The 14,265-nt window shown below is 68.5% G+C and carries 11 protein-coding genes and 3 pseudogenes; 3 read left to right on the top strand and 11 right to left on the bottom strand.

Going from position 1 to position 14,265, the window contains the following annotated elements; all coding sequences use genetic code 11:
- Window positions 1-256: 256 nt before the first annotated feature.
- The 4 genes and pseudogenes from tgmC to AB0D14_RS34415 all read right to left on the bottom strand — a co-directional run bounded on the left by tgmC (window position 257) and on the right by AB0D14_RS34415 (window position 2,222).
- Window positions 257-1,426: an ATP-grasp peptide maturase system methyltransferase gene (gene tgmC, locus AB0D14_RS34430; RefSeq protein WP_362786932.1), complete on the bottom strand. Its 1,170-nt coding sequence runs from the start codon at window positions 1,424-1,426 to the stop codon at window positions 257-259.
- Window positions 1,423-1,630: pseudogene (locus AB0D14_RS34425) on the bottom strand (ATP-grasp ribosomal peptide maturase); the annotation flags it as partial. The pseudogene AB0D14_RS34425 and the gene tgmC, both read right to left, overlap by 4 nt.
- Window positions 1,631-1,691: 61 nt before the next feature.
- A pseudogene (gene tgmA, locus AB0D14_RS34420) lies at window positions 1,692-2,015 on the bottom strand (putative ATP-grasp-modified RiPP); the annotation flags it as partial.
- Window positions 2,016-2,051: 36 nt separating this feature from the next.
- Complete coding sequence (locus tag AB0D14_RS34415) at window positions 2,052-2,222, bottom strand: hypothetical protein (protein WP_362786930.1); 171 nt, start codon at window positions 2,220-2,222, stop codon at window positions 2,052-2,054.
- Window positions 2,223-2,924: 702 nt separating this feature from the next.
- On the opposite strand from AB0D14_RS34415, the gene AB0D14_RS34410 reads away from it, so the two are divergent.
- On the top strand, window positions 2,925-3,521 hold the full coding sequence (locus tag AB0D14_RS34410; protein WP_362786928.1) for an XRE family transcriptional regulator: 597 nt from the start codon (window positions 2,925-2,927) through the stop codon (window positions 3,519-3,521).
- Between the two features lie 292 nt (window positions 3,522-3,813).
- Here the strand turns inward: AB0D14_RS34410 and AB0D14_RS34405 are convergent, their stop codons facing one another.
- Window positions 3,814-5,961 carry an NACHT domain-containing protein gene (locus AB0D14_RS34405; protein ID WP_362786927.1) on the bottom strand — a complete coding sequence of 716 codons (2,148 nt, stop codon included), beginning with the start codon at window positions 5,959-5,961 and terminating at the stop codon, window positions 3,814-3,816.
- Between the two features lie 299 nt (window positions 5,962-6,260).
- Window positions 6,261-6,671 (bottom strand): hypothetical protein, encoded by a 411-nt coding sequence (locus tag AB0D14_RS34400; RefSeq protein ID WP_362786925.1) that lies wholly within the window; start codon window positions 6,669-6,671, stop codon window positions 6,261-6,263.
- Between the two features lie 23 nt (window positions 6,672-6,694).
- On the opposite strand from AB0D14_RS34400, the pseudogene AB0D14_RS34395 reads away from it, so the two are divergent.
- Window positions 6,695-7,434, top strand: a pseudogene (locus tag AB0D14_RS34395) (transposase family protein).
- Between the two features lie 43 nt (window positions 7,435-7,477).
- On the opposite strand, the gene AB0D14_RS34390 reads toward AB0D14_RS34395, so the two are convergent.
- The 3 genes from AB0D14_RS34390 to AB0D14_RS34380 form a co-directional block, all read right to left on the bottom strand.
- Window positions 7,478-8,527: a Zn-dependent alcohol dehydrogenase gene (locus tag AB0D14_RS34390; protein WP_362786923.1), complete on the bottom strand. Its 1,050-nt coding sequence runs from the start codon at window positions 8,525-8,527 to the stop codon at window positions 7,478-7,480.
- Window positions 8,528-8,531: 4 nt separating this feature from the next.
- The gene (locus AB0D14_RS34385; protein ID WP_362786922.1) at window positions 8,532-9,674 is read right to left on the bottom strand and encodes an acyl-CoA dehydrogenase family protein; all 1,143 of its coding nucleotides are present in this window, start codon (window positions 9,672-9,674) and stop codon (window positions 8,532-8,534) included.
- Window positions 9,675-9,763: 89 nt separating this feature from the next.
- On the bottom strand, window positions 9,764-10,681 hold the full coding sequence (locus AB0D14_RS34380) for an SDR family NAD(P)-dependent oxidoreductase (RefSeq protein ID WP_362786920.1): 918 nt from the start codon (window positions 10,679-10,681) through the stop codon (window positions 9,764-9,766).
- A gap of 102 nt (window positions 10,682-10,783) precedes the next feature.
- Here AB0D14_RS34380 and AB0D14_RS34375 point away from each other — a divergent pair, with 102 nt between their 5' ends.
- Window positions 10,784-11,710 (top strand): cyclase family protein, encoded by a 927-nt coding sequence (locus tag AB0D14_RS34375; protein ID WP_362786918.1) that lies wholly within the window; start codon window positions 10,784-10,786, stop codon window positions 11,708-11,710.
- Window positions 11,711-12,221: 511 nt separating this feature from the next.
- Here AB0D14_RS34375 and AB0D14_RS34370 read toward each other — a convergent pair.
- Complete coding sequence (locus AB0D14_RS34370; protein ID WP_362786971.1) at window positions 12,222-12,716, bottom strand: ATP-binding protein; 495 nt, start codon at window positions 12,714-12,716, stop codon at window positions 12,222-12,224.
- A gap of 531 nt (window positions 12,717-13,247) precedes the next feature.
- Window positions 13,248-14,264, bottom strand: coding sequence for an acyl-CoA dehydrogenase (locus tag AB0D14_RS34365; protein WP_362786916.1), 1,017 nt, complete (start codon window positions 14,262-14,264; stop codon window positions 13,248-13,250).
- Between the last annotated feature and the right edge of the window lies 1 nt (window position 14,265).

Below are 14,265 nucleotides of genomic sequence, written 5' to 3'. Positions count from 1 at the left end.
ACGTGAGAGCGGCGAACACGACAGCGACAATGAACGCGACGGCGGCGGCGGATGACGTTCTACGCATCATGGTCTCCATGAAACCCGACCCGACCGGGACCCCTCCCGCGCCTGCCCGGGCAGGCGCGCCGCCAAGACGCCCGGGGGATGCTCGCCACCGCCCTGCGACCAACGCCGGCTACCCACGGTGACCGGATCACTCCGTAACGGCGGTGCCCGCCGATACATAACACATAACGCATCGCGTCGCCCTCGCTCAGAGGAGGTGCTGCTGCCAACGCAACGCCGAGTGGCCTTCGACCCAGTAGGTGTGGCTCTCCTGAGTGACGCGCAGCCGCACGGCGGTGATGTCGGGGCTTGCGGCGTCCTGCCACGCGGTGAGGGCCTGTTCGATCGTGTCCCACAGCGGCAGCGGGCCGCCCTGGCGCACCGTCCATGTCGGTCCCTTCTCCATGAACGACGCGAACGACTCGCGGTCCGGATCGAAGAGGTACAGCAGCCGGTTCCCCTCCAGGGAGGTGGCGCGGGTGAAGCGCGCTCCGGGAGCGGAGAGATGGGCGAGGAAGGCCGGCATCCACTTCTCCAGCAGCAGCGGGGACACCTTGGTCTCCCGCTCGGTGTCGGCGTAGGCGGTGCGGGCGGACAGGTCGCCGGTGATCGGCATCTCCGCCTGGGAGCGGGCCTGCATGAACGAGGAGCGGCCGATGATCCTGCCCTCGGCGGTGCCGTCCTCGGCGACTGTGACCTTGGCGAGCCCTGTGCCGTAGTGCCAGGAGCCGCCGACCGTGGCGAGGACGATGCCGCCCGGCCTGGTCTGGCGGATCCAGGTGTAGGGGATGCGGCGCACCGCGCAGGTGGCGATGACGCGGTCGTACGGTGCGCGGTGGGGGTGGCCCAGGAGCCCGTCTCCGGTGACGGTCCAGGTCGAGTATCCGGCCGTCTCCAGCGCGGCATCCGCACGGGCCGCGACCGCGGGATCCACTTCGACCGTGGTCACGTTGTCCTCCCCGAGGCGTCGGCACATGAGGGCGGAGGAGTAGCCGGTGCCTGTGCCGATCTCCAGTACCTGATGCCCGTCTTCCACCTCCAGCTTCTCGATCATGTCCACGACGGTGACCGGAGTGGTGGACGAGGAGGTCGGCGAGCCCGTGACCGGGTCGCAGACCTGATCGGCGGTGAGGTGCCCGTCGAGCTGGGTGGTCAAGGAGTCGTCGCGGTAGGCGATCTGCGCCCACGCGTCCGGGTCGCATCCGAGGGCCGTGACCGGGCGCCACCGGCCGCCTTCGGCTGGCAGGAACACGCCCGGGTTCAGGAACAGCTCCCGGGGTACGGCCTCCACGGCTTCCCGCCACCGGGGGCTGACGAGGACGCCCGCCTCGGTCAGGCGTCCGGCGAGAGCCTGTCGCTGAGGTGCAGTGTCGGTCATGGAGCAGCTCCTTGCGTCAGCAGGTCAGCGAATGCGGCGGACATCGCAAGGCCGGTGGACTCCTCCAGCCACCCCCACTGTCCGTTCGGGTTCAGCTCCAGCCACCAGAGGCCGCCTCTTGTCCACGGCGAGATCGAAGCTCCCCGAGACCAGCCCGAAGTGGTCCAGGTAGGCGAGGAGCGCCTTCTCCGTAGGGTCGGGCAGGGTCCTGGTCGTGCCCCTCGTCGGGCGCGGAGTCGGAGTTGGTGATTGTCTTCGTCTCGGTGCCCTTGCTGGTGCCGTGTTTGCCCATGTCGATCGCCTGGCCGGTGTGGTCCGCGTAAACACCGAGCTGGGTGTCGGGGTCGAGTGTGACCGACGCGTGCGGACGGTAGGTGACAGTCGGGTACGGGGCGAGTCGATCGGCCCCCAAGGACGTGCGGGTGCGGCGGTCTTGACTGCGGAGCGGGTCACCTTGCCCCCTTGGGCGGTCGATTCCCTGTGCAGCGCGGACACGTGCACGGCGGGAAGCGGTGGGACAGTTCCGGCGTCTTTGCCGGACGGACAGTCCGCGTTCGCTGGACGCGTGTCCGGACCCCCGTTTCACCATCGATCCGGTATACGCCGATGGTCATGGCCACTGTGATCACGCCTCCTCTCCGGACGCCTCGCGCAGTGTCTTGACCAGGACTCCGCCCGTGATGCAGTAGGCGCCGTTCGTGCACAGAACACACTTCGTCGCGTGTCGTAGCAGGGCGTGAAACGCCGGATGCCGGGTGCCCACGGTGACGCTCTCGGACGCCCCTTGGCCATTCACCGCGCTACTCCCCACGGGTCTGCCGGTGTACCTGGGCGCAGGGTCCGCGTATCAACAAGGTTGGCGACGTACGGACGAACCATGGCGCCTGTGTCCCAGGAGCGCGGCGGGAACCACTGCGCACGATCCTCCGGCTTCTTCCGCCGCGCCTGGGGCATCGGCACCCGCCTCTCCCGACGCGGTACGCGAGCGCCCGCGATGTCCGGGCGCCACCCCTGAGGAGGCACGCCCTGGGCGGTGTGGGATGTGTCCTGGGCGATGTCGGCCGCCTGGGCGCGGCTGCACCTGCCCGGCGTACGGATCCCGACCAGGGCCGCTCTCACCCATTCGAGTAGTCGTGATAGGTAGTGCATTGGCTGCCTGCTCTCTCAGGTGGTCCACGCCCCGGGGCCGGTCGCACGGCCGCCGGGGTCTTTGCTGTCTGGCCATACTGAGGGCCCCTCAGGGACGTATTTCTCCAGGTCCAGGGACAGTTGGGACGCCTCGGCGGTAGCGTGCAAGAACGCCCAAACGTCCCCGGGGAGAACCTTGAATACGGCCCTACGATCAGCTATGGAGTCCGCAGGGATCTCGCCACGCCAGCTCGCGGTCAGAGTCGGCGTCTCCGGGAAGACCATTGAACGATGGGTCGCAAACGCCGAACTAATTCCACATGCCAGGAATCGGGAAGACGCCTGCTCGGCGTTGGGAGTTGACGAAGACATGCTGTGGCCGAAAGCAGTAAAGAACCGAATCAAGACCGGCGGCGACAGGGAGATCGTCCGCTCCTACCCTTACCGGTCATCCTGCCCGTCCACTGTTTGGGGTGAACTGGTCGCCAACACCACCAGGGATCTTTTCTTCGCGGGATACACGAACTACTTCCTATGGTTGGACCAACCCACATTCGTTGCCACGCTGCGACGGAAACTTGCCAGTGGATGCCGTGTGCGGTTTCTGCTGGGCGACCCCAACGGGGAAGTAACCCAGAGCAGGGAACAGATTGAGGACGTGGCGCTCACCGTGTCCACGCGCATTCGAATCACTCTTGAGCACCTCGAAAAGCTCGGATCGCATGAGGGGCTGGATACACGCTTCTCTGCACCCGACGATGCGGCAAACCATGTATCCCTGTCGGTCTTTCGCTTCGACGATGAAGCGCTCGTCACTCCCCACCTGGCGCGCATGGTCGGTCATGACTCACCACTCCTGCATCTGCGCAAGTACGGCGACGGCGGGATGTTCGAACGATTCGCCGAGCACGCCGAGGAACTGTGGTCAAGGGCTGCTCCGTCCGGACAAACGGCGGCCACACCATAGCGAGCCGACAACCGCCGTGAACGCACAAAAATCCCCTTCTGGCCCGCGTCATACGAAGATGAGAGGAGTATCTTGCGTTATCCTGGTCAGCTATCGTCGCCTACGAAATACTTGATGGCGCCCGGAAGGTAACCAGTCCAACCTGATGGCGACATCGTTGAGTTGGACTGCTGCACGACGAGGCAAAGCTCCTGGTAGACAGGTTCTCGACCAAGATCACCCGTATTCCGGGACCTCCGTCATGTTGAACAGCACCCCAACTCCACCGCAAGGGCCCCAGGTTGGAAAGATCTCATTGGGTGAGGTGGCGTTGCAGGTCGATATGCCGGAACTGGTACACCGTTCCGACCTGCCGCAACACGCCGCGGTGTTCGTGCGCGTCCTGCAGAAACGCGATGAGATCCCGCGGGACCTTGCGGCGCATCACCAGGTAGGCACGCGCCATGACGAAGTACCCCCAGACTGTCTGGACCAGCCCGCCCGTAAGAGCGACCGCAAGGCCACCCGCAATCCAGCCCAGAAGCACGATCACGATCCCGAACGAGGTCCAGCCCACGAGCAGGGGCAGGACCACGAACCCGAGACCGAGGCCGAACCCGAGACCGAACAAAGGCCCGACCGCCAGCCCCACCGTGAGCCCGACCATCAAGAACGTGCGGCGATCCAAGCCGAGCAGTGCGACGGGCCCCAAGACAGCAGTCAGGTCGGGAACATCGGCCTCAAACGCCCCGGCGAGCCCAACCACTAGGCTGACCAGGAGGCCAATGATGATCCCGACCGCCAACCCGGCCTCGGGGGCGGTCGTGAACCCAACGATGAGCCCCGCCACCGGGCCGACCGAGAGCCAGCTCATGAGCCTGGTCGGCGAGTAGCGAAGCCTAACGCCCGGCGGGACAGGGTCCGCGAGCCCGGCCGCAATGCCGGCCCCGCCGCCGGCTGCGACGCCGGTGACCAACCCGGCCATGAGTCCGTCTGCGGGCCCGGCCACGAGGCAGCCCGCGATGCCGACCGCCAGCCCACCCACAAGGCCGACCACAGACCCGAATGCCAGCCCGAACACGAGGCGACGGATGTGTAGCGGAATAGCTCGGGGCATCTCCCACCATTCAATGTCCGGTCTGCCTTCATGTTGGTTCTGCAGGAACTGCGCGAGGAACACAAAGGTGCGGTGAGCCTGTTCAGCAGTCCAGCGAGGCGGGTTGGGCTGGTAGGGCGCGTAAGCGGCCGGAATGAACGCTTGGAAAAGACGGGCGTTGATGGCGGCCGGGTCAGGGTAGGCGGCTGTGTCACACAACTCGTCCGGGTGCGGTGACGGCGGAGATCCGGAGGGTGTGCCAGGGCGCGGGTTGTAGATAGTGCGGGCAAGGAACAGGCCCAGCGGCGTGGCGAGAGCTTCGCCGACGGGATCAGCGGTGCCCAGACGAGTGATCACGCTGGTCCAGCGTCCAGCGGCCGGAGTATGGGAGCCCCCGGCATCACGGCGCAGGTAGTCGGCAGCCGCCTGGGCCGTGAGCGGCAGCAACTGGATAGCCGCGGCACCGTTGAGGCGCACGGCCGCACCCGGTCGACTCAGGGCAGCACGGTAGGGAGCGGTGCGACTCGCCAGGACCAGAGGCTGCCTGGCAGGCAACGTGCGGTTGATCATGTCCAGTGCGATGGCGTGCCGGGTGGATGGAAGCTCGTCGAAGCCGTCGAGCAGAGGCAGGATGCGGCCCGCGTTCAGCAGGTACAGGGCCAAATCGCTGGGCGTGGCGTTGACGCGGTCGGTGATGGTGACAGGCCAAGGAGCTACTGAGGCCAGACCGGGATGGGCACGGCGTAGCTGGTCGGCCATCCACGTCTTCAACGGCTGGTAGGGGTTCCAGGAAGCCAGAGAAAACAGCACCGGAACCGGGTCACCTTGGGAGCGACGCTCGATGAGATCCTGTAGCAGTCGGACTAGGAGCACGCTCTTGCCGGCGCCCGGTTCGCCCAGGATTACCAGGCGTCGGGTGGGCACCTGGCCGGAGAACACTGAGCCTATCTCCGCGTCCTCGCCCGCCAGCCCGACAGCATCCGTAGGCCATAGAGCGGGGTCACCTGGAGGACCTCCGGGCCACGCCCGGGCGAGGCCCTTCAGCAGTGGCCACCACTCAGCCAGGTCGTCTTCGACGCCTCGCCAGGCGACCGGCAACGGATAGGGGTCGTTGACCCGGCGTAACTCCGCCTCGCTGTCCCACTGGCTCTTGACCGCCACCGCCAATTGCTCCAAGACCTGCTCCGCATCCACAGAGTTGGCCTCGGAGCGATCGGCATGAAACGCCGCCCAGGCCAGGTACCCGGGCGCCAGAGTGGGAAGCACTGCCACAACAGTCTCGGACGTCCCCAGACCAAAGCGCCGAGCCAGATCGAGTGCCGCGAGCAGCGCGAGCACCGCCACCAGCAGATAAATCCCGCCCACATGCTGCGGCCCCCGACCACGTTCTCTGCGCCTCATAACAGGACATCATGGCCTAACTCCTGCCGAGTGAGGAGAGTTTGGCCAGGCGACCGGCTACCGCGCGTAAGACAGCGGCGTAGCACCCCCCTACCTCCCCGCAAACGCACCTTGAAGTACGGAAAGTAGGCTATCTGCGGTCTCTCATGACAATGGTTTCCACAGCGTCATCGAACGTGAGCTGTCTGGGCAGGGTGCAAGGCATCCGCTGGGGCGGGCGCCCTCAAGCACTCGCAGCCCGACGCCGCCTGGCGACCGATGATTCAAAACCCTCGGAACACGGCGTCGTCATCGACGGCGCCGACGAACTCCTCGAAGTCCATGTTCGCGCCGGAGAGGTTGTTCTCGATGCCCCACAACTCGGCTGTCACAACGCGGACACAACGCCCACACCCGCCCCGCCTGTCCATCACGAGGAGCGGCAGTTCAGCCGAGGCGACAGCTGCGGAGTCCGCCAGGACAAGAAGTGGATGCTGGTACTCTGCGGGGATCAGATCGAGAGCCTGGTCGGGCGTCAAACCCTCGTACTGCCGATCGTCGACAAGGGCGACGTTGGCCAAGAAGCCGTCCTTACTGGGCGAGAACAGCGCCGCCCGCAGAGCCTCCCAAGCACCGTCTGCCGAGAAGTCGGTGCGCACGACGAGGGCTTCCAAAGTGCAGGGAAACTGGCTCATGCCCGGACAGTACCCCCAACTCGGTGAACCTTCACGGTCACAGCACGAGCCACAGCTTGCGGCATCTGGCCGGACGGCTCCGGGCCCGGCATCGGCAGATCGGGATGCGGTGGCGGCGCTTGCCCGTCGGCCGTCAGGCCCTGCGCGCACTGGCTTACCTGAAGTGCGGCGACACGTCCGCGCAGTTCGCCGCCAGGTTCCGGATCGGTATCGTCATGGCGTACCGCTAGATACGCGAGGCGGTCGACGTCCTGGCCGTCTTCGCCCCGTCCCTGACCGAGGCGATGCGGTCGGCGCGGACGAAGGCGTTCATGATGTGGGACGGACGCTCCTGCCGATCGACCGGATCGCTGCACATACCCCGCACTACTAGAACATGCACAAACTGCACGGCATGAATGTCCAGGTCCTTACCGACCCGGTCGGCTGCTGTGGGCCTCACCGGCACTGCCTGGCGCCACCCACGATCTCGCTGTGGCCCGAAGGCACGGAATCATCGGCGCGCTCGCCGCCGTCGGGCGGAAGTGCTGAGCGGACAAGGCCTATCAAGAGGCCGGCCGCCACGTCCGCGTGCCATTCCGCGGCCGCAGGCTCAAGTGGTAAAAGCGCAGGCACAACAGCAGCCACCAAAATCCGCTGTCTCGGCGACCAGGCCATGTCCGTCCTGAAGGGCTGGCGTCTGCTGCGGAAGATCCGCTGCAGCACCAACCGGATCACCGACATCGTGAAGGCTGTCCTCATCCTTCAACTCGCCGCTACCTGAGGTTGGAAAGGCCTCACTGTCGGAAAGGGCGGCAAGGACAGCCTCAGAACGTCAGCACAGCCCGGGCGACCCGCCCGGCCCCCGTGTCGGCCACGGCCTTCTCGAAGTCCTCCACGGGATACGTGCCCGTCACCAACTCGTCCAGCAGTAGCCGCCCCTCCCGGTACAGGTCCGCGTACAGCGCGATGTCCCGCTGCGGCCGGGACGACCCGTACCGGCAGCCCAGGATCGACTTGTCCAGGAACATCGACGAGACGAGGAAGGACGCCTCGGCGTTCGCGGACGGTACACCCAGCAGCACGGCCTGGCCATGCCGGTCGAGGAGGTCGACGGCCTGCCGGACGAGTTCCACCCTTCCCACGCACTCGAAGACGTGGTCGGCACCCGTCGGCAGGATGTCCCTCACCCCCTCCGCGGAGGTGAGGAAGTGGCCGGCCCCGAACCGCCGCGCGACTTCCTCCTTCGCCGGGTTCGAATCCACCGCCACGACAGTGAGCGCACCGGCGATCCGCGCGCCCTGCAGCACGTTGAGTCCGATACCGCCCGTGCCGATGACGACGACGCTGTCCCCGCGGTCCACCCGTGCCCGGTTCAGCACGGCCCCGACCCCCGTCAGCACCCCGCACCCGATCAGGGCGGCCGAGGTCATCGGGATGTCCTTCGGGATCCGTACCGCCTGCACCGCCTTGACCAACGTGCGTTCTGCGAAGGCCGAGTTGGACGCGAACTGGTACAGCGGCTGCCCGGCCCGTACGAACGGCTGCTGCGGCATCCCGATCGCCTTGCGGCACATGGTGGGCCGGCCCCGGTCGCACTCCGCGCACGTACCGCAGCTGGCGAGTGTGGAGAGAGAGACGTGGTCTCCGGGCTGGACGTGGGTGACGCCCGGGCCCACCTCCGCCACGACGCCCGCGCCCTCGTGGCCGAGCACCACGGGTACGGGGAAGGGGATCGTCCCGTCCACCACGGAGAGGTCGCTGTGGCACAGCCCCGCCGCCGCGACCGCGACCAGCACCTCGCCCGGCCCGGGGTCCCGTATCTCCAGGTCGTCCACCACTTGGGTCTGCCTGCCGTCGAAGACCACACCCCGCATGACCTCAGCCCTTCGCTTCCCTGGGAAGGCCGAGCACGCGCTCGGCGATGATCGTGCGCTGGATCTCGTCCGAGCCGCCGTAGATGGTGTCGGCCCGGCTGAAGAGGAACAGGTGCTGGAGCGCGTCCAGTTCGTACGGCGCCTCGGCCGTCCAGTCCGCAGGGCCGACCGAAGCTGCCGCGCCCCGCACCCGCACCGCCAGTTCGCCGAGCCGCTGATGCCACCGGCCCCACAGCAGCTTGGCCACGCTGGGAGCGCCCCGGTCCGCCGAACTCCCCAGCGTCCGCAGGGCGTTCCACCGCATGGTGCGCAGCTCGGCCCACTGGCGTACGAGCAGGTCACGCACGACCGGGTCGTCGGCCGCTCCCGTGGCGACGGCCACCTCCACCACCTGCGCCAACTCCTGGGCGAAGCCGATCTGCTGAGCCAGCGTGGAGACTCCCCGCTCGAAGCCGAGCAGACTCATCGCGACCTGCCAGCCGTTGCCCTCGCCGCCGACGAGATGCTCCACGCGAGCGTGCGCCCCGTCGAAGAAGACCTCGTTGAACTCGCTGGTCCCGGTCAGCTGCCGGATCGGCCGGACGTCGATCCGCCCGGGCTGGTCCATGGGCACGAGCAGGAAACTCAGCCCTCGATGTCTGCGGGAGCCCGCCTCCGTACGCGCCAGCACGAAGCACCAGTCCGCCTCGTGCGCCAGCGAGGTCCAGATCTTCTGCCCGGTGATCCGGTACGTGTCGCCCTCCCGCACGGCCTCCGTGCGGATGCCCGCGAGGTCGGAGCCCGCCCCGGGCTCGCTGTAGCCCTGGCACCAGAGTTCGTCACCGGCGGCGACCGGGGGGAGAAAGCGGGCCTTCTGCTCCGCGCTGCCGTGCGCGATGAGAGTCGGGGCGAGGAGGTTCTCCCCGATGTGCCCGCTGCGGGTGGGCGCCCGCGACCGGGCGTACTCCTCGGCCCACACCACCTGCCGGCCGAGCCCGACCGTCCGGTTCCCGTACCCCTCTTCCCTCCACCCGAGCCCGATCCACCCGGCGGCACCGAGCGTCCGTTCCCAGCCCCGGCGATCCCCGGCCCACGGAACACGCCCGGCCAGCCACTCCCGCACCTCGTCCCGGAACGCCTCGTCCTCCAACGTGCACCCGAAATCCACCCTGTCCTCCCACCGCCTTAGGCTTTTAGGGGCGCGGGGAACTGCGCGACCAGCCACAGCCAACCCGCACCGACCCACGACCCCAACCCCTACGGCGCCCCCTCCGCGGCCCGCGCGGCCCGCGCCGCGCGGGCCATCTCCTCCACCTGCGCCAGCAACGGCATGGGATCCGTCCCCACGGTGCCCGGCAGGAAGTCCGCGATCCGCTCGGGCGTCCACCGCCCCTCCGCGTACCCGGAACGGAGTTCCCGCGGCTGTGCCCACACCGCGATCTTCGGTCCGGCGATCGTGTAGACCTGCCCGGTGATCCGCTCCTCCCGGGCCCGCTCGGACAGCAGGTAGACCACGAGCGCGGCCACGTCCTCGGGCTCGCCGATCTCCTTCAGTTCCATCGGCACGTTCGCCGACATCCGCGTACGGGCGACCGGCGCGACCGCGTTCGCCGTGACCCCGTACTTGTGGAGCCCGAGCGCGGCGCTGCGGACGAGCGAGATGATCCCGCCCTTCGCCGCGCTGTAGTTGGGCTGCGAGACGGATCCCTGGTGGTTGCCGCTGGTGAACCCGATCAGCGTGCCGGACCGCTGCCTCCGCATCACGGCCGAGGCGGCGCGGAAGACCGTGAACGTGCCCTTGAGGTGCGTGGCGATCACCGGATCCCACTCGTCCTCGGACATGTTGAAGAGCATGCGTTCGCGCAGGATCCCGGCCACGCAGACAACGCCGTCGAGCCTCCCGTACGCCTCCAGGGCCGTGTCGACGATCCGCTGTCCGCCCGCCATGGTGGAGATGTCGTCGGCCACCGCGACCGCGTCTCCGCCGGCCGCCTCGATCTCCTTGACCACGGCGTCGGCGACCGAACTCGTCGGCTGCGAGCCCTCGATCGACACTCCGTAGTCGTTGACGACGACCCGCGCGCCCTCGGCCGCGGCCGCCAGGGCCACCGCGCGTCCGATGCCCCGGCCCGCCCCGGTCACGGCGACGACCTTGCCTGCCAAGAAGTTCCCCACGTCCCGACCTCTTCCCGCAGTTTCTGACGGACCGTTAGATTTGGCTCAGGTTCAGATTCTACGACCCGTCAGATACCTGGAGACAAGCCCCGGGGAGTACTCATGTCACTGCCGGCCGAGTTCCACGAGATCGCCAAGCGCGTGAACAACTGGGGACGTTGGGGTGCCGCCGACGAGATCGGCACCCTGAACCTGATCACCGACGAGGTCGTACGCAAGGCCGCCGCGCAGGTCCGCACCGGTCACCGCGTGCCGCTCGCACTGCCCCTGCGGCAGGACGGCGTGCAGACGGGGATGATCCCGGGCCGGGTCAATCCGCTGCACGCGATGGTGCAGATCAACCAGGAGCTGTTCGGCCCCGGCACGGTCGCGTGCAGCGACGACGCCGTGACGATGGGCCTCCAGGCGGCCACGCACTGGGACGCGCTCAGTCACGTCTCACACTCGGGCACGCTCTACAACGGCCGGCCCGCCGGCACCATCACGGCCCACGGGGGCGCCGAGTTCGGCGGCATCGACAAGCCCCGGCACATCGTCTCGCGCGGCGTCCTGCTGGACGTGGCCCGCGCACTCGGCAAGGAACGGCTCGACGGCGGGCACGTGGTGACCCCGGAGGACCTCGAAGCGGCCGAGGAGATGAGCGGGACGAAGGTGGGTCCGGGTGACATCGTCCTCGTACGCACCGGTCAGATGCAGCTCTACCTCACGGGCGACAAGCAGGCGTACGCCTACCCCTCCCCCGGTCTGTCCGTGCGCACTCCGGAGTGGTTCCACGCCCGCGACGTCGCGGCGGTCGCGAACGACACCCTTACCTTTGAGATATTTCCTCCCGAAATAGAAGACTTGTGGCTGCCCGTCCATGCGCTCGATCTGGTCGAAATGGGCATGCTTCAGGGCCAGAACTGGAATCTCGAAAAGTTGTCCACAGCCTGTGGAGAAGTCGGCCGTTACGCCTTCCTGCTGTCGGCGACACCCGAACCGTTCACCGGCGGCACCGGAGCCCCCGTGGCACCGGTCGCGATCCTCTGATCCCGTGGGTCGGTCGGCGGCGCGCGTCTCCCCCACTGCCGCCCGCACCCGGGCGAGAGGAGCCCGACCTGGCTCCGCCTCATCCCGGGCGCGGCATCGCGCGCCGCCGTCCGGCTCTCCGGCGCACCCGCCCTGCCCCTGCCCCTGCCCCGCAGGAGCCGCCGCCGAATCGCGATCCACATGCGCCGAGGGCTTCCGTCACCGAAGTCCTCGCCGTCCCCTCACTGTGAATCGCTGAACACAAGCGTGATGAAACGGACACTCCGCGTCAACACCCAGCCGGGGATTCATGCCTTACGCACCCTTTTGCGACCCTCTTGGGAAGAAGCACGACCCGGCGCACTCGGCAATGGCGGACACCTGGGGCCTGGACTCCGTGCCACCTGTGCGCCAGCGGGCGCGTCGCTGCCCGAGCGCCCACTCCCGCGCGTTGGGCGGCCTCGTACGCGCGCATACGGCCTCGTCGCACGGCACGATCTCGCCTCGTACGCGCTACACAGCTTCGTACGCACTACACGGCTTCGTACGCCAGATCTCCGTACGCCGTGGGAACCGCTTCACAGGCGGCGGTGACCCTGGCCACCGCCGAACAGCGGTCCACCTCGCACCAGATGCGCTTGCCGGCGCCCTCGGTGTTCCAGCCCCACCGGTCGGCGAGGCCGTCGACGAGCGCGAGACCACGGCCGTTGGTGTCGTCGCCGTCCGAGCAGCGCAGGCGTGGTGCCCGGGTGCTGGCGTCGACCACTTCCAGGCGGACGGTCGCGACGACCGCACCGATGGCCCGCTCACCGGCCGTCGGCCCGCTCACCGCGTCCGGCACCGACAGGCGCAGGACGGCGGGACGGCCGGTGTGGACCACCGCATTGGTGACCAGCTCCGAGACGAGCAGGATCAGCGTCTCGGCCAGCGGCTCATCGGCCTCTATCCCGGACCCCGCGAGCCGCGAACGGGCCCACCTCCGAGCTCGCCCCACCTCCGCGGGGTCGGGCCGGATCTCCAGCTGCACTTGAAGCACCTGCACCGCTCACACCATCCGAACCGGCGGACACATCGCCTCGCGCCTCGCAAGGGCCACGATCGTGGTCAGAAGAGGGTTCACGGAACGTGATTCCCTCAGGAGACAGCATCGTTGACGTACAGTCACGCCAACAAGCGCTTCGGGCATATTCCAGCGCGAAGGAGTACGTGTGCGGGATACTGTGCGACGCTCACCGCGGGGAGTCGAACAGGCAGGAACGGTCCTGCTCCCTGCCTCGCAGGCCGCGCGCAACACCGGATGCGGGGCTGCCCCGGGGGCAACGCCGCGATGGCCCGGCCTCAGAACCACTCGCATCCCACACAAGGTACCGGAGCGAGGCGCCGACTCCAGGCCGTGACGAGTCACACATAGGACACAACCCGATATCAACGCTCAGTAATTCCGGTATGCCACATTCCGTGACTTCTGCCCCTTGGGCGTCTGGGGACCTCTTAGGACCTCTCGGGAGTCCTTCCGGATCTGCCACGATCGGCGGCAATCGGCGGCAATCAGCGGCGATCAGCGGCGGCCGGTGGCGATCGGCTCGGCGGGACCGGCCGCCAGCAGGTCCTGCGCGAGGGCTTCCTCGGCCTCGGCGGCGGTCGGGCCACGACGGGCCCGCGACCAGGCCCGTTTCAGGTGAAGGTGCACGTCGGACTCCCAGGTGAAACCCATGCCGCCGTGCACCTGGAGGCAGTCGCGGGCGCCGCGCTCGGCTGCCTCGTCCGCCAGCAGCCGGGCCGCCGCGATGTCGAGCGGATCACCCGTGACCGCTGCCGCGTACACCGCCGAACGCGCCACCTCCACGCGCACCAGCATCTCCGCGCAGAGGTGTTTCACTGCCTGGAAGGCCCCGATCGGCTGTCCGAACTGCTCACGGGTCCGGGCGTGTTGCACGGCCAGCGCGCAGGTGCGCGCGGCCGAACCCAGCTGCTCGGCGGCGGTCAGCAGTACGGCCACCGGGTCGCAGGGCGCGGCCCGGGGCACCCGGTGGAGCGGTGTCAGCGGATCGACCGAGCGCATGGCGACCGCGTCCGTCACGTCTCCGCGTACGACGTCCGCCTCGTCCAGCCACTCCACGAGGGTTCCGTCGACGGCCGCGACGACACACTCGCCGGTGGCCGCTCCGGGTACTTCGCCGGCCGCGAGGTGGGTGGCCACGAGCGGGCCGGGCAGCAGCGCCCGGCCGGCCTCCTCGAAGGCCAGCACCGCCTCGGGAAGACCCAGCCCGACCCCGCCGCGCGACTCGGGCAGCCGCAGCGCGAAGAAGCCCGCCTCACCCAACTCGCGCCACAGCGCACGGTCGAGGCCGCGGGAGACCGCCGGGCCCTCGCCGCCCCGGGGGCCCTCGCGTCCGTCGGGGTCCTCGCGTCCGTCAGGCCTTTTCCGTCCATCGGGGCCCTCGCGTCCGTCGGGCCCCTGGTGCCGGGGCGGATCCACGGCGGCCCGCAGCTGCTCCCGCCCGAACCGCCGTACCAGCAGCTCGCACACCCCGGCCCGCAGGGCACGTTGATCATCGGTGAGGTGGAAGTCCATC

Source organism: Streptomyces sp. NPDC048484, assembly GCF_040651415.1.
GTDB lineage: Bacteria > Actinomycetota > Actinomycetes > Streptomycetales > Streptomycetaceae > Streptomyces.
This window is presented reverse-complemented; position numbering and strand designations above follow the sequence as displayed.